Origin of the sequence: Streptomyces boluensis, assembly GCF_009908195.1 — a bacterium.
Classification (GTDB): domain Bacteria; phylum Actinomycetota; class Actinomycetes; order Streptomycetales; family Streptomycetaceae; genus Streptomyces; species Streptomyces boluensis.
Genome location: NZ_JAAAHS010000133.1, coordinates 1 through 17,455, shown reverse-complemented (window position 1 = coordinate 17,455; position 17,455 = coordinate 1). Strand labels below are relative to the sequence as shown.

Below are 17,455 nucleotides of genomic sequence, written 5' to 3'. Positions count from 1 at the left end.
GGTGTGGGTCGGGGGTGGGGTATTTGGAGTGCCATGGGGGTGTTTGAGACACCGCTAACCACCCGGTGCTGGCGCCAGATCCGTGTTCTACGCTTCCGCCCATGATTCGCGCAGTGGTGTTCGACGTCGGTGAGTGCCTGGTGGACGAGACCCGTGAGTACGGGACCTGGGCTGACTGGTTGGGGGTGCCGCGGCACACCTTCGCGGCCATGTTCGGGGCGGTCATCGCGCAGGGGCGGGACTACCGCGAGACGTTCCAGGAGTTCCGCCCAGGCTTCGATCTGACCGAGGAACGGGAGAGGCGGGCCGAGGCCGGCAAGCCCGAGTGGTTCGGCGAAGACGACCTGTACGCGGACGTGCGCCCGGCGCTCACGGCGTTGCGGGAGGCCGGGCTCTGGGTGGGGATCGCGGGGAATCAGACTGTCCGCGCCGGCGGCCTCCTTCGCGGCCTCGATCTGCCTTCCGACCTGATCGCGACCAGCGACGACTGGGGTGCGTCGAAGCCGGACGTGGCGTTCTTCGAGAAGGTCATCGAGGCGACGCCGGCCGAGCCGGGCGAGATCCTGTACGTGGGCGACCGGCTCGACAATGACATCCGCCCGGCCGTGCAAGCCGGTCTTCTCACGGCGCTGATCCGGCGCGGCCCCTGGGGCACCATCCAGCAGCACGACCCGGATGCGGACGCGATCACGACGATGCGGATCGATTCGCTCGACGAACTGCCGGAGCGGATCGCGAAGTTCAACGCTGGAGAGCGCTGACCGTGGTGCCCCAGTCGTAGAGCCGGTCGTCGAGGTCCCGTACGCACTGCTCGTGCTGCCACGGGGCGAGCGTGCGCCGGACCGTGCGTACACGGTCCATTCCTGTCGCGTACCAGGTGATGGCGAGCTGGTTGAGGGCTTGTTCGGCATAGGTGCATGCCTGTTGTGGGTTGCCGTCGGCGACTTCGACGGCGGCGAGGTCGCCGAGGACGACGGTGCGTTGCTTGTCGGACTCGGGGGGCAGGTCTTCGAGGACTTGCTGGAGGGTTACCCGGGCCTGGGGGAAGTGGCCGGCCTCCAGTTGCGTGTTGCCTTTGAAGGCAGCCAAGCGGATCGGGCTGAACCAGTCCATCCATGCCGGGTTGGCGTATTCGGAGTCGGCTGCGAGGACGTCTTCGGCGTGGCCGATGAGGTGCAGGGCGATGCGGGTGTTGCCGCAACGGGTCTCGCATTCGGCTTCGACGGCGTCGAGCCACGCCCAGAATTCTGCGGATGCGGGGCCTCGGCGGGCGTAGGTGCGGGCTGCGACCATGCGCTCCACCGCCGCCTCTCGGTCTCCGGACCAGCCGGGAATGAACGCGGTGTGGGCGAGCACGGCGGCGCCCATGAGGGGATCGTCTGCCTCTCCTGCTGCCTGTAGTGCGCGGAGCATTGTCTCACCGGCTTGGTCGGGTTCGCGCAGGTCGAAGAACTCGATACGTCCGGCCAGTAGGTAGGTCTCGGCGAGGGCTGCCGCGAGACGCGGTCGTACTGCCGGGGCCACTTCGGGGAGGAGGGCACAGCCCAGCCGGGAGTGTTCGAGGACGGCGGGGTGGAGCGTGGCCGGGGCGACAGACCAGTACAGGTGCCGGTGCGACCGGGTCACCGCCTCGAAGTCGGCGCCTACCGTTGCTGGTTGAGTGATCGCCACGGTTTGTGCGGGGACTGTCGTGCGGTGAGCGCGGGGCACCGGCGCGCTGGGTGAGCCCGATCGGCCGAGGTCGTTGGGAGCCTGACCTGTGGACCAGGGGGCCGTGAAGCCGAGCTGTTCGGCGTCCTGGCCCAACAGGTGGGTGAGAACCCGGCGGACATCGGGTTGGGGCCACGGAGGGTTGGCGGACTCCCATCGGCGTACCTGACGTACACCAACTGCCAGTCCACGCACACCTAGTTGGGGTGCTGTCGCGGTGATGGCGTCGGCCAGGGCCTGTTGCGAGTTGTACCCCGCCGCTACGCGAGCAGCTTTGAGGCGGGTGTTGCCTATGGGCCGGGGCATGGGCGGACCTCCGTGAAGCAAACGGGCTCTAGCTTGAGGGTCCCATGCAAGGTCCCAGTTGAGCCCAAGAATCACCAAGAGGCTTATATAGAAGTCCTGTTGATGTCCTCCAGGTGGCCTCTCTAAGCCCTCGAAGGGGACCTTCGAGGTCGCGACGATGACAGCTCCTCATTCCAGCCCTCTGCCCGGCTAGGAGCCCGTACGCCATGTCGCGACCACGCGAGAACCCGCAGACGCTCTCGATGGACACCGTCTGCGGCCACAAGATCCAAGCTGCCGGCGTCGCTTGGGACGCGGTGCGCGTCCCGCACAGCGCCGGCCTGCGGGTACTGACGCTGCTCGGTTCATCCAGCGGCGCCGTCGTCCAGGACGAGCCTGCGCTGTATTGGTTCGTACCGACCGGCAGCGCAGCCTCGTGGGATGTCCCCGGCACGCGGTCGCTCGGTCTGACCCACTACCTCGTCGTTCCGCCGACGCACCGTGTTCAAGGCCCGGGACTGCACTGGCGCATCCCGCCGGACGACGGTGCGCTGATCACCGAGGTCGACGCCCTCCGCATCGCTGTGCAATACGCCATGGCCCCGCTCGGAACAGCGATCACGGGGACGACATGACCCTTCATCTGCATGCCGGTTATCTGCATGCCGGCCGAGGCCGGCAGAGCTTAGGGGCCTTGGCCCCCGCCCCAAGCCCTGAGCGAGATGTGCTCGGAACGGTGCTCAGCACCATCTGGGCTCTCGGATCACTGATCGCCGTGGGCGGTCTCGGCTACCTGGTCCAGGACGACATCGGACCCGTCGCTGACGCGCGGGCGGTGGTCACCACGCCGGACGTGTCCCCTCCCGTTTCTTGACGAGTCGGCCGTCCGGATCGGCGGCCTCCTCCCATCTCCGTGCCATGAACCACTCCCGTCTTGAAGGAGTAGCGGCTCATGTTCCAGCACCGCGCCCTGCAACAGATCGACAGTGACGTCCCCGTACGCGTCTCGATGGACCGGACCCTACGTGTGAAGGTCATCGACTCCTGCGGCATGACCTGCACCTTCTGCCACAACGAGGGCACCCCGGTGAGTGCGGACAACCACGGCCGCCGGTCCGCCCCCTTCTCGTCCGCCGGTCGCTCGGGGCGTGTCTCCATCTACCTCGGCACGAACGGGGCCAGCTTCGTCACTGCGCCCGTCATGCCCGACGAGGCGTTCCGGGCGGCCCTCGCTCAGCTCCGCGACGCCTTGGGCTTCGACGAGGTGCACCTCACCGGCGGGGAGCCGACACTGCACCCGCGGCTGCCGCAGATCATCTCGCTGGCGAAGGACGCTGGTTACAAAGCCAGCATCACCTCGAACGGCGAGAACGGTGCGCGAGCCCTGCCGGAGTGCGTACGGGGCGGCCTCGACCACATCAACTTCTCGATCTTCGGCACGACGACCGGGGAACTCGCTCAGGTCCAGGGCACTCCCTACCGCTCCCGGCAGCGCGCCGCGCGAAAGATCACAGCCCTGGACGAGTCGATCCGCCTGGCCCTGGCCCTGGCCCTCGGCACCGGAGCACGGGCGAACATCGTCATCCCCGACCACACCCACGTCCGCCGGGTCCACCGACTCCTTGAGAAGTACTCCCCGCGGCTGTCCGTGAGAGTCCTGACCTCGCTGGCTGACGGAGACGCCTCCCTGGACGCGGTCGACCAGCTCCTGAAGGAGCTCGACGCCCAACCGGAAGCGATACGGCTGATCGCGGGCACCTCTGGGTTCCGTATCGCCTACCGGCTCCCCAACGGCCGGCCCTTACTCGTCAAGCACATACGTCCCCTGCGGTTACCCGAGACCTGCACGGGCTGCCGCTTCAACAACAGCACCGACTGCCAAGAGGGCTACTACGGCGTCCGGTTGTACCGCGACCCGCACGGCACGTTCCACGTTGGTGTCTGCATACAGCGCATGGACCTCTGCCTGCCCGTGGAAGAGTTCGTGGGCAGTGAGATGTGCGCCGAAATCCGCAAGATGCGTGAGCAGGACCTGCACGACTTGACCGCTTGACCTTGACCTTGACCTCGACCGACAACTCACCGAGAGCGAGAGAGCGTTGGCTCAGCACGAATACGAAGCGAAGTTCCTGGCGATCGACGTCGACGCCGTCCGCGAGCAGCTGCGGGCAGCCGGAGCCCAGCGGACCTTCGACAAGACCATGTTCACCCGTCTCATCTTCGAGAACGACGGCGTCCAGGGCGAGCAGTGGCTCCGCCTTCGAGACGAAGGTGGCAAGACGACACTGACACTCAAGCAGGTCAGCGACGCCACACACATCAACGGCACCACCGAGATCGAGATCGAGGTCAGCGATCTCGTACGCACCGCGGAACTCCTCGGGGCCCTCGGCCTGCGCCAGGTGCGGTACCAGCAGAACTACCGCGAGGAGTGGCAACTCGGAGGCGTCACCTACGACTTCGACACCTGGCCCGACCTCCCCACATTCCTGGAGATCGAGGCGGGCTCCGAGGAAGCCGTCCGGAAGGCCGTGGCAGAACTCGGCCTCGACTACACCGAGGCCCGCTTCGGCAGCATCGACCTGATCTACAGGAGCGAGGTGGGTAGGGACATCCTCGCTGAGTCCACCCTGCTCTTCACTTAGCGGCGACCTCTCTCGTTCCCGAGAACGACAGAAGGCAGGGCGAGATGAGTGCATCAGACATCCCGCGGCTCCTCCCGTGGACTGCCGCGGAAGCCGTGCTAGCTCATCGGCGACGGGACCGACCACCTGTCCCATGTCGCCGACGGCACCGAGTAACGTCCAGCTCTACATGGGAGCTGAACTGCTCCAGCATGCTGCCGACCTACTCGGCGATCCAGACATTCCCTCCAGTGAACTCCGTGACCTTGCCAGGAGGTTGAGCGAGTCACTCAAGGATGCCCTTCGCGTGGCAGAGAGCCGAGGTGCGCGTCTCACCGCCTCTGCGCGAGAATCCAGCCCCGCGCCCCTCACTATCTAGCCAGATTGGCCTGCCCGGCCCCTCCGTCTGTGTTGTGGAGGGCTGGGGCATCGGTCTGCCCCAGCGTCCAGCGCTGTCAGTGATAGCGCGTGCCTGGCCGTGCCGATCCCGATGGTTCGCCACTGCAGCCGCTGAGCCTGGCAGGCAGGTGCCTGCAGAGAGTTACTCACGTTCCCCACCACCCCAACAGCTCGGCAACCGCACCCTCCTCGCGGCGCGGGACAACGCGGCCCGCCACAGCTGTGTGCGAGGACGCCGGCTGCCTGAGGGCCCCGCCTCGGCGAGGAGACCGAGCGGGAGCCACAGGCTCCCGTCGTCGGCGATGGCGAATTGAGCTGGTTCACGCAACATGCCGCCCACCATTCCGTGCGGACGCCGTAGGTGAATGGGCCCTGCACTCGCTGCCGCGTATCTGTCCGGCTCGCCGCCATCGCGAATCGCGGCCGGACAGCAGAGCCCTCTAGAATTTTTGCGGTCATGAGCAAGCAGCCCTCAGAACCTGAGCCGTGGAATCCTCCGAAGGGATCCTGGGCATCCTCCGCTGCCAATCGGCGCAGCATGCTCGGCAACCGCAACCGGGACACCAGCCCCGAGCGGGCCCTGCGGTCCCTTGTGCATGCGGCAGGGCTTCGGTATCGAGTCGCCGCCAAGCCGCTTCCCGACTTGCGCCGCACCGCGGACCTGGTGTTCCGCCCGACGCGCGTCGCAGTCTTCATCGACGGCTGCTTCTGGCACGGCTGCCCCGAACACTTCGTACTGCCGAAGACCAACCCCGACTACTGGCGCGAGAAGATCGGGCGCAACATGCAGCGCGACAGGGACACTGACGCGCGGCTGGCTGAAGCCGGCTGGCTGGTGCTGCGATTCTGGGAGCACGATTCCGCGGAGGCGTGCTGCAGCGTTGTCTGCGAGGCAGTAACGGCGCGGCGGGCAGCGGCGGCGGCCAGGCGCACGAACTCGGAGCGTTGGAAGTCGTGAGAGATCCCAAAACGGCTGGCGATCGTCCTGCGTCTCATTTCGCCCCCAGTGCGGCACTCCTCGGGGCAGGCTGACCGCTTCCTCACATACCCTGTGTGCCCTGCAGTTTATGGCGGCCGGGGAATCTCACTTGATGCTGCTGCCATCGCCGCAGTCAGGACAACGACCCGGAGCCGCTGGGCACGGCTTCGCACCAGGGGAGGGTGGGGCACCGAAGGCATGGCAGTTGAACGCACCAACCGGGACGTCCGGACGCTCATCAGCCAGATTGCCGCCGGGGAGATCAAACTTCCGGAGATCCAGCGCGGATACGTCTGGAAGGCGTCGCAGGTCGCACGACTCATCGAGTCCCTGTACCGCGGCTACCCGGCTGGGTCGCTGCTGTTCTGGAAGACAGCGCACGTGGCCGAGACCCGGGGGGCGGCTATCGGTGCTCCCCAGGCGCTGGCGAGCGTAATCCCCCTTTACCTCCTCGATGGACAGCAGCGGCTCACCTCTCTGTTCCGGGTGCTCACCGACCATGCGGAAGCCCAGGTCGTCTTCAACATCGAGACCGAGGCCTTCCAGAATCAGAGCGCCGCCACTCGCCGCAACAAGAAGTGGATCAAGGTTTACGACGTCGTCGGGCCGGATGCCGATGTCTTCATGGTGCACAGCGAGCTCAAGTCCACGGGGCTGGACATCCCCGACGTGGAGATCGGCCATCGCCTGAGCGCACTCCAGAAGATCACTCAGCGCGACTTCCACATGGAGGTCCTGCACGACTTCGATTACGAGGAAGTCGCAGAGATCTTCGTACGGGTGAACAGCGGCGGCCGAGCGTTGAAGACCACAGATCTGGCCCTGGCCACACTGTCCGCCCGAGCGCCTGGCTTTCTGGGGCAGTTGGAGGCGGAGTCGGCGCGCTGGGCCGCGCGCGGCTACGGCGCTCTCGACGTCAACTTCCTCATCAAGGCCCTGACCTTGAACCTATCCATCTCCGGCAAGCGGCTTTCATCGGTAGCCAAGCTGACCGCAGCAAGTGCGGAGTCCGTCGAGGAGGGGTGGGCGAAGGTCCAGCGCGGGCTGTCCAAGGTCGTACCGATGCTCCAGGAGAAGCTTCTGGTTCCGACGACCTCGCTCATCCCATCCCTGGCAGCTCTCCACCCGCTGATCGTCTACTACGGGCGCCAGCCCAACGACGGGGAGATACCGGAGAGCATCGAAAACGGGCTGCTGTACTGGTTCATGGCCGCCACGGCCCGCAATCGGTACGGAGGCGCGACTGATACTGCGCTCACCCAGGACATCAAGGTACTCGGCTCCGAGACCCCGGTGAAGGGCCTCCTGTCCAACGTCGGAATCGGCGGGATCGGTATTTCCGTCGCGGCCGACGACCTGGTCGGCCGGAGTCACCAGAGCCCGTACCTCATGTTCAGCTACCTTGCGGCAGCCCACGCCGACGCCGTGGACTGGTGGGACGGCGAACTCGTCTCGGCATCTGTCGACGGTTCGGGAAAGCCGCAGTACAGCCTCGTCCACCCGGCGGTGACCCTGCATGGCCACCGCGGCAAGTTCTCGTCAGCGGAGATCAACGAGCTGGCGAACATTGTCTTCGTATCCCAGTACACAGCAAAGAACATGATTGGAAGCCGCGCACCAGCGGCCTACGTGAAGGATGTAGCAGCCAGTGACCTGGCAGCGCACGCTATCCCTAGCGACCCCGCGCTGCTGGAGACTGTCTCTTACCGGAAGTTCCTCTCGGCCCGCAGAGAGCTACTGGCTGAACGCATCACAGCGCTCCTCGACCGGTTCAGGCCGGAATTCCTCGGTGGTGGCGGGATATCGGCCGACGGTCAGGAAGGCCGGTCGCTGGAACTCAGCGGTTACGCAGGCAGTGGGCGGTCGGTTCTGGTCGCTGATGCTGAGCTGCAGGGTCAGCGGTGGATTGGCTGGATCTACCGGAGCGAGCTGGAAGCAGCGCTCGACGCAGCGTCCGCTGGGCTGGCGAGTGACGTCCCGGTGGGTGATGAGGCGGCCGCCATGCGCATTGACGATGAAGGGATCGTCACCTTCGCGGTCGGCCCATTCCTGATCCGCGCTTCGCTCGACCAGTGGCGGTCCGTGGTCAAGCAGGCATTCGACGACGCGCTCCCCCTGGACGAGTGCCCTGATCCCACAGACGAGCAATGGCTTGCGGAGACTGAGGAGTTCCTGCTCTCGAACGCGGGTACCCGGGTGTGAAGGTCCGGTTCCGCATGCAGCCCCGCCAGAGGCCGTTGCCGGACACATCCTCGACGGCCGGTCTCCGCTTGGCCGCGCTGGCTAGCCCGGCCACCCAGCGGTGCCGTCGAGGAGCTCCGAGCCGCCGCTGACGAGCACTGGGGCGAGGCGAGGGATTCCTGGCACGGGCACGTCGGGAGGCACGTCCAGGCGGCACGACTCCCAACGCCCCTGCGGGCTCTGGTCAGTCGGCGCCTGCTCTGCGATCCACTCCTTCGGAATGGCGGCGACCGCCTCGGGCTCCAGGTCTGCCGTGAGGCGGATGGCGACGAGTTCCCAGTGCGGGTCGCGCCGCATGGTCTCGTACTCGTTGCGGGAGAGGAAGACGGTGAGACGTCCGCGTCGAGTCGTGGACTTGACCTCCAGGTGCCCGGGGTGGTGGGCGGAGTGGACAGCAATGTCGTATCCGAATCCGTCGGACCAAGCTGCAACATGCTCGACGCGGGCCGTAGTTGAATTTGTCAGCAAGTCTACGAGGGCCAATTCGCCTGCTGCTCCTATCCGCTCGCGCTCACGTGCGTCGAACTTGCCCCATGCAGACCCGAGGTGTCTGAATGCCTCGACTTCGTCCAGGCCGAGTGACGAGGCGGCGCGCAGGACGTCGTCAGGAAGCTCGTCCGGGCTGCGGACGAGCAGGTCGGCGTCTGGGAGCCAGGGGGCGCCGCTGTGCGCGATCGCGGCGTCGAAGATGCGGCGGGGCCCAGGGATGCTGCTTTGCAGGTCATCGAGGAGCCCGGCGGCCTGCAGCCATGTGTACGCAGCTTCGTACTGGGTCGGAGTGATGTCGCTGAAATCGCGGTGTGCGGTGAAGAGGGCGCGGATCTGCGCGGCGCCGCTGGCAGGGAGCCGGTCCAGCCAGCGGACTGCCGCGCGCAGGACCGGTTCAGGCGGCACGGGCACGGAGGTGGCCCATCAGTGCTTGCAGGTCGCCATGGTCGAGACCGCCGCCGATGGCGGGCTCCTCCTCGAGGTCGGCGAGCTGCTGGACCGCCGCGTCGTCGAGGATCCGCCCCATGAACTGGAGCTTGTCGCCGAGCCGTTGGTCTACGACCTCATCGATAGTTCCCTCGGCGGCGAGCACAGTAATTCGCGTCTCGGTTTCGGGTGCGAGGCCGAGGCGGTGGATCCGGTCGAGGCTCTGGAGGAAGCGGCCGGCGGCGAAGTCCCGGTCAACGTAGACCGCGTCGTGGCAGTGGTGGTGCAAGCTGATGCCCTCGCCAAGAGTGGCCGGGTTCGAGAGCAACACCATGCAGTCGGGGTCGTTTCGGAACCGGTCAATCTCGGCCTCCCGATCCTCCGTCCCACCATGAACCATCGCGGGTGAGAATTCACCGAGTATGCGCTCGAGAGTGTTGAGGCTGCGGATGAACGTCGACCAGACAAGTGTCTTGCGGCCCTGTTGAGCGTTCCTGTTGACGATTGCCAGGACCTCTTGATATTTCGGCGACAGCTCATAGCTCGGCAAGTCCTGCATGAGCTCGAACAACGGCGTTCCGTCGGGCACCGCCAACGGCGGTACCTGGTAGGACAGCGGCTCGTACCGTGTTGTGCCAACTGCCAGGAGTGCCGGGCTGGTTGCGGCCATCAGCATATAGACAATGATCTTCCCGAGGGCCCGGAAGTCACCCTCGGAACCCGCAGCACGGGCGGAGAAGCGGCCAATGAGAGCCTCGTACACCTCCTGGTGGAGGGGCGGCAAAGGCACAGGTACGAGGGATGTGGTTACCGGCGGGAGCCCGAGCTCGTCCTTAGTGGTTCTGGTGAACAGCGGACGCAGGGCCTTGCTGGCCTTGGCGAGGTCCCCGCCCCCGACTGCCTTGGTGACCTTCTGACGCCCATGGCCCGGCCAAACGAAACCGAAGAGGTTCTCCAAGTCCCGAACTCCGTTTGGCGCCGGCGTACCGGTGAGGATGAGCCGGTGATGGCTGCGCGGGCCGAGGGCGAGACAAGCCGCCCCATAGGTTCCGTTAGCTCCGAGCTTCATGCGGTGTGCCTCGTCGAGCAGCAACATCGACGGACGGGCGGCCAGCCAGTGGCCCAGCTCGTTCACAGAACTGGCGAGCCGCTCGTAGTTGACGATGATCGCGTCTGCGGCTGGGTCGACATCACGGGAGTGCACCGCCATGCTCAGCGGTTCTTCCAGGCACGTCTCGTTCTCGTACTGCCACGACTCGTAGCAGGACTTCGGCCCAACGATGAGAAGCCGCTCGATTCCCTTAGTCCGCCGTAGGGCCTGGAAAACGGCGAGACCGACGCGCGTCTTCCCGGCTCCCGGCACAGAGAAGTTCGCGCCGTGACGCAGCGACAGCAGCTTCGCGATGTCCCGCCGCTGGAACGGTGTGAGGTCAGCGGTCCACTCGGGACCGAGCATGTCCTCGATCCGAGAAGGGTCGACGGCCGGCGTGCTGTCGGCTGCCGGATCAAGCTGCTTGGCAACCGCCTGTGCGTCTTGAGCTGAATCAGTAGCGAGCCGAGCCAGCTGAGGGTCCCAGACCACGCTGCGAGGCTGCGGCCACGTTCCGAGGGCGGCAAGGTTGGTCAGGAGGTCGTCGATCTCCACCTCCAGCGTGCTAGGAGAGCGCTGCACACCACTGCGGAAACGCAGTGCAAGACGGCGAAGGTCAGTCTCGCGACCGTCCCCAGCCTGCAGTCGCGCCCTGGTGACACCTTCCCCGAAGCCGATCTCGAGACTGGGCGCGTCGGCCGACGCCATCACTTCTCCCGCGTGGCGTCGAGCAGCCAGGCCACACCGTCGCCGGGTGAGCTGAAGGTGCGCCGTGCCTGCTTGGCCAAGTGCGAGAGGCTGGTGCGCAGGGTGAGCAGCGCGTCGTCGAAGGCGTCCTCATCCAGGGCGCGCTTCGCCTTGGCGTCGGCGAACTCCTTGACGCACTGGTTCACATAGTCCGCTGCGTCAGTGAGACGCTCCGGCACAGCGATCTGGCGCTTCCTGAGCTCGACATTGGCGCCGGCGAGCTTCACGGCGACGTCGAAGGTCTTGCGTGCCGTCTTGATCGTGTTGTCAGCTTCAGCGACGCCCGGCTCCCCCAACTGCTTGGTCACCGTCACGGCCTTGGCCTGCAGGAGCGCGTCGGTCAGGGCCCGCGTGGTCTTGACGGCCGCAGAGGCGTCTTCAACCACGACACCAGGCAGGCCGGGGATCTCCAATGCGGCCGACTCCTGGGAGGCCGGACGCAGGTCGTCGGGAAGCCGCTCATCCAAGTACCGGGCGTGGAAGTCAGACTCCGCCAAACGCACAGACGTCTTCGGGTAGTTCAGAACGACCATGGCCAGCCGCGACTCCTTGAGCTGCTCGGCCGCCTCGGTGTCAGTCTTGGCCAGCTTGGTGAAATCACGCTGGAGCTCTCGCAGTTTCTCCTGGTGATCCTCGAAGTCCACCAGGCGCAAGGCTGCACCGTGCTCGGTACTGCTGCGGTCGATCGCGTCGTCGATCAACTGGAAGACCCAGCGGTCCTGTTGAAGAGTCGTGGTCTTGATGTTGAAGTCCCGGGCGACGTCTTCCTCGCGGCGGCCGCTGGAGAGTTCGTCTTCGATGGCGATGAGCCGGTTGATGTACGAGTAGTCGCGCCGCTTGTCCTTGCGGAGCTGCAGGGCTAGCTCAACGCTGTTGATATCGCGGCGGGAGGTGTCCTCAGGTAGGACACCGACCCTGATGTCCTTGACTCCCAGTTCCCTGAGGGCAGCGCAGCGCGTGTTCCCGTCGACAATGATGCCGAGCGGGCTCATGATTCCGGGCTCCTTCTGACCGAAATCATCCAGCTCATCCTGGAGTGCGGTGTAGTCAGAGTCTGTCTGGTTCGGATTCGCGGGATCGCGGCGCAGGAGGTCGAACAGATAGTTCTGAGCGCCCTCACCCCATGGCTCCTCTTCAAGGATCCGGTTGCGCTCCGGCTCCAGGGTCCGCTGCGCGCGGATGCGGTGGGTATCAGGGTTGAAGTAGAGCATGTCCACCGGCATGGAGATCACATGCAGGTGCTTCTGCTCACCTCTCCACTCGACTGTGATCTTGGCGCCCTGCTCACTCATGGCTGCCTTGAGGCGTTCCTCGACAAGGGAGCGGATCGTCTCGCCCAGGGGCGGGACGCCGAAATTCACAGCCATAGCAGAGTCTCCAAGCAGCCCAGATGATCATGCATTTCTCTCGATGTGCATCATGGCAGGAGCCACTGACAACCGACCTGCGATCATAGAAAATCGGCTGGCGTCGGAGAACGGAGTGAGCAGTGCCCTTCCCTGCATGGGACGACCCCGAGCTCAAGGCCGGGACCATGATCCGCGGAGCACTCTGGCTGGTGCAGGTCATCGGCGAGGGGAACACGTACACGAAAGGGCAGGTCCGAGACGCTTTCCCCGGCGTGTCCCAGGCCGACCGCCGCATCCGCGACCTGAGGGACTACGGATGGGTACTGCGGACCAACTCTGAAGACGCGACGCTGACGGCAGAAGACCAGCGCTTCGTCAAGGCCGGCGTTCCTGTCTGGGATCCGGCGGCCCGGCGGGCTGCAGCACCGCAGAAGGCTGTCTCCAGCAAAGAGAAGCAAGCTGCCATGGTCCGCGATCATTACATGTGCACGATCTGCGGCATCTCCGGCGGGGAGGAGTACGTCGACGACTCACACCAGACTGCCGTGCTGTCCGTTACCCGTCGCGAAACAGTACTTCCCGATGGCCGGGAAGAGACCCTGCTAGTAACAGAGTGCAAGCGCTGCCGAGCCGGTAACTACGGCGGCCCCGCTCGGGCCGATGAAGCCGTCGCCCATATGAAGGGGCTGGACCCTGGCGACCAGCGTCGGCTCCTGCGATGGATCGAACGCGGGAGGCGCGGCTCCACACCACTAGACCGGGCATGGACCGCGTACCGGCGCCTTCCCGCTGACGCCCGCGACGAGGTGCGGGCAGCGCTGGAGGATTGACCGTCCCGTACGCACCGGGCGCACGAGGCCGTGGATTCGGGCATGTCAGCGGTTCCCCGTAGACTTCGCCACCTCATCCGGCTCGCTATCCTGATCAGCTGCCGCCGAAGATCGGCGGCTTGTGCTGGCGCGGGGCCCGTATTTCGTCGGATGTTTACTGCGAAGCGGGCGGTTGAGTCCCGCCGCCCCTGCGCTGGCCTAGCCTGCGCGCTTGGAAGGAGATCGGAATGTCAGCATCGAAGGGCAGCGAGCCGCTCGAGGTTGTCGAGATCTGCGCCGGCGCCGGGGGCCAGACGCTCGGCTTGGAACGGGCTGGATTCCGCCACCGCCTCGCAGTGGAGTTGGACAGGCATGCTGCCGCGACCTTGAAGCACAACCTGGTGGAGTTCCTCGGCTACAGCGCGGAAGAGGCAGACGACACCGTTCGTATCGGGGACGTCGCTGATTCCGAGGTCTTGGATCCCAAGGAGTGCGACAACCTGGACCTACTGGCAGGGGGTGTTCCTTGCCCCCCTTTCAGCATCGCGGGAAAGCAGCTGGGCACAGCAGACGAGCGCGACCTTTTCGCCTGGGCTGTAGAACTCTGCGGAAAGACCCAGCCCAAAGCTCTCCTCCTTGAGAACGTGAGGGGACTGAGCGCCAACCGGTTCGCGGGCTACCGTCAAGCCGTCCTCGACAGGCTGCATGACCACGGCTACGTCGCCGAATGGAAGCTGCTCCAGGCAAACCAATTCGGCGTGTCCCAGCTCCGGCCCCGCTTCGTTCTCGTCGCCCTCCAGCCTCAGTACGCCAGGTACTTCACGTGGCCCGAGCCGCAGAGTGAAGAACCTAAGTCTGTGGGCGAGCTCCTCAGGGACCTTATGGGCAGCAACGGCTGGGAGCCGGAGCAAGTCGAGGAGTGGGTCAAGAAGGCCGACGCCATTGCCCCCACGATCGTCGGCGGCTCGAAGAGGCACGGCGGCGCCGACCTCGGCCCGACCCGCGCTAAGCGGGCCTGGGCCGAACTGGGCGTGGATGCGATGGGCGTCAGGGACGCTCCGCCGGAGAAGGGATGGCGGCCCGCCGAGGGCGCCCCGGGCCCCAAGCTCACCACTGCGATGGTGGCCCGCATCCAGGGCTGGGGCGACGAGGACTTCCGGTGGGAGTTTCCTGGCCGCAAGACTGCGGTCTACCGCCAGATCGGCAACGCCTTCCCTCCGCCCGTCGCGAAGGCGCTGGGCGACTCGATCCGGAATGCAATCTTGCAGAAAGGCGAGCCGAAGCCTCTCGTCGAGGCGACCGACTCTGTCCTCGACCCTGTGTACAAGCTGCTTCGCGGCGAAGTCCGGTCACTGACGGTCGATCAGATTATTGACAGGCTTGCCAAGCGTGGCACGCGGATGGATCAGCCTGATGTCGAGCGCCACCTGAACCACCTCGGCCATGACTTCGAGCTGACCACTGAAACACGGTCAAACGGGGCTATCGCCTACCGCGTTGGCGAGTTCAAGGCATTCATCGGCCAAGACAACCACCAGCGACACGACAGTTTCGCGCAACAGCGAGCCAAGATCAGCTGATAGTCCGGGACGGGTCGGCCGGTGGACCAGGGGCTGCATGCCGAACCGCAGCTGGGCCCTCACTCTGGCAACTTGGCAATCAAGTCGCGCTTGTGAGCACTTGTGAGTGCCGTCGACTTGCCGATCACCTTCGCGACAAGGCTGGGGATCACCGCAGAGTCGACCTCCAGGTCGACCAGCGTGTAGAACTGGTTGCCGTCTACCTCTGACGTCGCGATGCTAAGCCCGAGTTCCCGGAGCTCTCTTGTGCGTCGTTCTGTATGGACATTGTCGCTGGTCGAGACACGGAGCAGGGCGCTGTCGACCGGCTTGCCGACACTGCGCATGAGGATCGCGAAGAGGAGCTCATGGGCCTGGCTGCCATACGGGACCTTGAGGAACCGCTCGGGGATTCGGTCGGCGTATCGGTTGACCATTTCCTCGCGGATGCGCTCACACACCTCACGGAACTCATCGCATTCGGCAGGCAGTTGCGATAGCAGCAGCGCCTGCATGGACCTGGCCAGCGAGCGCTTGGCGAACAAGTAGGTGTCGATGAGTTCTTCTGGCGACGCGTCGTCTGCCTCAAAGACGTCCCTGAGCTCCTTCACGGCATAGGCCGATCCCGGCTTGAGTGCCTTCCAGGACTCGAATTGCTCGTCGTTCTCGGCAGGCAAGACAGTACCCCTTCTCGTTGTTGACTACGGCGGCGCGAAGCTGTCAGTTCCGGTGCAGATACCGGCGGCTGCTCGGCCTTCCTGTTCAGCGAGCAGGTCGCCGGTTTTCAGAGGCTTGCTCCGCAGCGAGCACGCTGAGAACTGCTCGGTCGGCGGGTGGTGTTGCCCCCAGTAGGTCCAGGAACCACGGTGCGATCCATGTGGACTCTCGGTGAATCCACTCACCGGGCGGCAGCACTCTGCCTGGCTGCCACTCAGCTGTGGGCGCCTTGGGTCCGCGGACGGCAGCTGCGAGTTCGACGCTGGGCTCCCCCTCGGTCAGCTCCCGCCGCTGGAGCTGAGCGGTCACTCCGATCAGCCACCATTGCGCAAGCCGGTGGGCCGGGGAAAGCGACTCCATCAGGGCGCGCACAGACGGAGAGGTCAGACCAGCCGACCGAAATGCCATGTCCAGCAGCCCGCCGAGAGGCGCTACTTGCGGGGCAGTCTCCTCAGTGATCACTGAGTCGCTGTCGAGCGCAGGAGGATCGAACGTCTCCGAAACACGCTTGATCTCTCGATAGGTGTCCGCCGCGAGATCAGCGTGCAGGTACTTCCCAATGCCTGTATAGAAGTCCGGCTGCGTCTCCAACCGCAGCTCAGCACCCGCGCGGCGCCGCAGCTCGTCCACCAGTGCCGGCCAGGGCCGAGGCCCACCATTGCTGTTGGCGTACCAGTCCCCTTTGGTGTCATTGGAGACGAGGAGCACCCGTCGGCTGCTGTGGGGCAGGGTCGAGACGTGCTCGACAATCTCTTCCCACAGCAGGAAGTCACCGGCCGAGCGCAACGGAGTCTCCTTGCCCATGTCTGCGAACCCTGGAGGGATCTCGTTGGGGAAACGGAACGCTACAGCTTCGTCCAACCGGTCGCGCAGCACATTGTCGTCCGGCTGATCGCCAACCCGGTCACCGTAGAGGTGCGCCACCCTCGGCAGAATGGGGTCACCCTGGTCCACCGAAACCGGGGCGAGGTCGTGCCCGGACTTGAGCTTGTCGAGCTGCTCCTTGAAAGCACTGAAATACGGGGCGAGATGTTGCTCCACGGCGCTCTCGCTCGCCAGTTCCTCCAGAGCGGCTATCTCCTCAGGCATCCGAGCGTACTTCTCAAGCTGCTTTTGGACAGTCGCCCTCGCCTCAACGATGGCCCTGCGCGCGGCCATCATCTTGCTATTGACGGACTTCGCAGCCTCTGTGAGCACCCTCCTGCGGGACTCCAGCGCACTGCGCCGACCACGGACGAACTCGAGTCCGACTTGGTACGGCATCCACAGTCGCCCCGAGACCTGCTCCAAGGCAGAGAAGACCTCCTCACGCGACTCAGCGGTGTACTCGTAGAGGCTGAGCAGCACGTTGGTGTCCAAGACGATCAGTGAGTCCTGGTAGAACGCGCAGCGGGCGTCGTCCTCCGGAGAAGGTGCGGGCTGAAGCCACGCGTGGAACCGCTGTATCAGCGCCGGATCGGCCATTCCTCATCCCCCTGCGAACTCACTGATCTGATCCGTGAATCATCCTGGCATATTCACTGGAGCGTGAAGCAAGAGATTGCCAGGAGCCGGATGCATCGGTGGCGCGGCGCAGAGACGGAGCCCCTTCTGGCCCCAGCCAGTGCGCCCCGCGAGACGGTCGCAGGGTGTTCACCGGCATCTGCTTCCCAGGCCGCCCGGTGTTGTCATCACAGATCTGGGTGTCCAAGCCAGTTGCACCAGCGGTGTCCCCCGCTTCCGGGATTGCGAAGTGCCCGCAGCACACGGTGGCATCGACTTCGCCCTGACGTCGCCGAGGATGTCGCCCTCGTTGGGGCGCCGGACAACACCTCTCTGGGAAGGGCCTACGCCGCCGTAGCCGGGTGCCCTGGCGAAAGAAGGACCACCACCCCGTTCCCCACTCCCGGCAACGGCGCGACCTCCCGCCACCCCAGCCTCCGGTAGCTCGCCACCGCGCTCTCCGCGTGGCGGGACATCCGGACCCAGGCGCGGCCCGACGGCGCGTCCGCGGCGAGTTCGGAGAGCAGGGTGCGGCCCAGGCCCTGAGGG

Annotated in this window: 15 protein-coding genes and 1 pseudogene; 9 read left to right on the top strand and 7 right to left on the bottom strand. The window is 65.6% G+C overall.

Annotation, left to right across the window (positions count from 1 at the left end):
* The first annotated feature begins 101 nt into the window (after positions 1 to 101).
* A complete protein-coding gene (locus tag GUY60_RS18260) occupies positions 102 to 761 on the top strand; it encodes an HAD family hydrolase (RefSeq protein WP_161699115.1) in 660 nt (219 codons plus the stop codon).
* Here GUY60_RS18260 and GUY60_RS18255 read toward each other — a convergent pair.
* Positions 742 to 2,016, bottom strand: a complete 1,275-nt coding sequence (locus GUY60_RS18255; RefSeq protein WP_161699113.1) for an NsdA family TPR-like regulatory protein — start codon at positions 2,014 to 2,016, stop codon at positions 742 to 744. The genes GUY60_RS18260 and GUY60_RS18255 overlap by 20 nt on opposite strands.
* A gap of 206 nt (positions 2,017 to 2,222) precedes the next feature.
* Between GUY60_RS18255 and GUY60_RS18250 the strand changes: the two genes are divergently transcribed.
* From GUY60_RS18250 to GUY60_RS18225, 6 genes are all read left to right on the top strand, one after another.
* Positions 2,223 to 2,630 (top strand): hypothetical protein, encoded by a 408-nt coding sequence (locus tag GUY60_RS18250; protein ID WP_246235200.1) that lies wholly within the window; start codon positions 2,223 to 2,225, stop codon positions 2,628 to 2,630.
* A gap of 101 nt (positions 2,631 to 2,731) precedes the next feature.
* Positions 2,732 to 2,869, top strand: coding sequence for a hypothetical protein (locus GUY60_RS18245; RefSeq protein ID WP_161699111.1), 138 nt, complete (start codon positions 2,732 to 2,734; stop codon positions 2,867 to 2,869).
* A gap of 78 nt (positions 2,870 to 2,947) precedes the next feature.
* Positions 2,948 to 4,048 carry a radical SAM protein gene (locus GUY60_RS18240; RefSeq protein WP_161699109.1) on the top strand — a complete coding sequence of 367 codons (1,101 nt, stop codon included), beginning with the start codon at positions 2,948 to 2,950 and terminating at the stop codon, positions 4,046 to 4,048.
* Positions 4,049 to 4,094: 46 nt separating this feature from the next.
* On the top strand, positions 4,095 to 4,640 hold the full coding sequence (locus tag GUY60_RS18235) for a class IV adenylate cyclase (RefSeq protein ID WP_161699107.1): 546 nt from the start codon (positions 4,095 to 4,097) through the stop codon (positions 4,638 to 4,640).
* Between the two features lie 835 nt (positions 4,641 to 5,475).
* Entirely contained in the window at positions 5,476 to 5,976 is a 501-nt protein-coding gene (locus GUY60_RS18230) for a very short patch repair endonuclease (RefSeq protein ID WP_161699105.1), read from the top strand.
* A gap of 219 nt (positions 5,977 to 6,195) precedes the next feature.
* Entirely contained in the window at positions 6,196 to 8,199 is a 2,004-nt protein-coding gene (locus GUY60_RS18225; RefSeq protein ID WP_161699103.1) for a GmrSD restriction endonuclease domain-containing protein, read from the top strand.
* An 81-nt stretch (positions 8,200 to 8,280) separates the two neighbouring features.
* Here the strand turns inward: GUY60_RS18225 and GUY60_RS39735 are convergent, their stop codons facing one another.
* From GUY60_RS39735 to GUY60_RS18210, 3 genes are read right to left on the bottom strand one after another with little or no spacing between them, the layout of a single operon-like run.
* Positions 8,281 to 9,132: a protein NO VEIN domain-containing protein gene (locus GUY60_RS39735; protein ID WP_161699101.1), complete on the bottom strand. Its 852-nt coding sequence runs from the start codon at positions 9,130 to 9,132 to the stop codon at positions 8,281 to 8,283.
* Positions 9,122 to 10,951 (bottom strand): DEAD/DEAH box helicase, encoded by a 1,830-nt coding sequence (locus tag GUY60_RS18215; protein ID WP_161699100.1) that lies wholly within the window; start codon positions 10,949 to 10,951, stop codon positions 9,122 to 9,124. The genes GUY60_RS39735 and GUY60_RS18215 overlap by 11 nt, the downstream gene beginning before the upstream one ends.
* Entirely contained in the window at positions 10,951 to 12,357 is a 1,407-nt protein-coding gene (locus GUY60_RS18210; protein WP_161699098.1) for a ParB/RepB/Spo0J family partition protein, read from the bottom strand. Before GUY60_RS18210 ends, GUY60_RS18215 begins: the two co-directional genes overlap by 1 nt.
* A 122-nt stretch (positions 12,358 to 12,479) precedes the next feature.
* Here GUY60_RS18210 and GUY60_RS18205 point away from each other — a divergent pair, with 122 nt between their 5' ends.
* Both GUY60_RS18205 and GUY60_RS18200 read left to right on the top strand, forming a co-directional pair.
* On the top strand, positions 12,480 to 13,169 hold the full coding sequence (locus GUY60_RS18205) for a hypothetical protein (RefSeq protein ID WP_223178701.1): 690 nt from the start codon (positions 12,480 to 12,482) through the stop codon (positions 13,167 to 13,169).
* Positions 13,170 to 13,396: 227 nt separating this feature from the next.
* Positions 13,397 to 14,728 carry a DNA cytosine methyltransferase gene (locus GUY60_RS18200; RefSeq protein WP_161699096.1) on the top strand — a complete coding sequence of 444 codons (1,332 nt, stop codon included), beginning with the start codon at positions 13,397 to 13,399 and terminating at the stop codon, positions 14,726 to 14,728.
* Positions 14,729 to 14,787: 59 nt separating this feature from the next.
* Here GUY60_RS18200 and GUY60_RS18195 read toward each other — a convergent pair whose 3' ends face one another.
* The 3 genes and pseudogenes from GUY60_RS18195 to GUY60_RS38520 all read right to left on the bottom strand — a co-directional run.
* On the bottom strand, positions 14,788 to 15,384 hold the full coding sequence (locus GUY60_RS18195; RefSeq protein ID WP_161699094.1) for a KpnI family restriction enzyme N-terminal domain-containing protein: 597 nt from the start codon (positions 15,382 to 15,384) through the stop codon (positions 14,788 to 14,790).
* 85 nt (positions 15,385 to 15,469) lie between these two features.
* Positions 15,470 to 16,888, bottom strand: coding sequence for a PIN-like domain-containing protein (locus tag GUY60_RS18190; protein WP_161699093.1), 1,419 nt, complete (start codon positions 16,886 to 16,888; stop codon positions 15,470 to 15,472).
* A gap of 362 nt (positions 16,889 to 17,250) precedes the next feature.
* Positions 17,251 to 17,455 (bottom strand): annotated as a pseudogene (locus GUY60_RS38520) (GNAT family N-acetyltransferase); the annotation flags it as partial.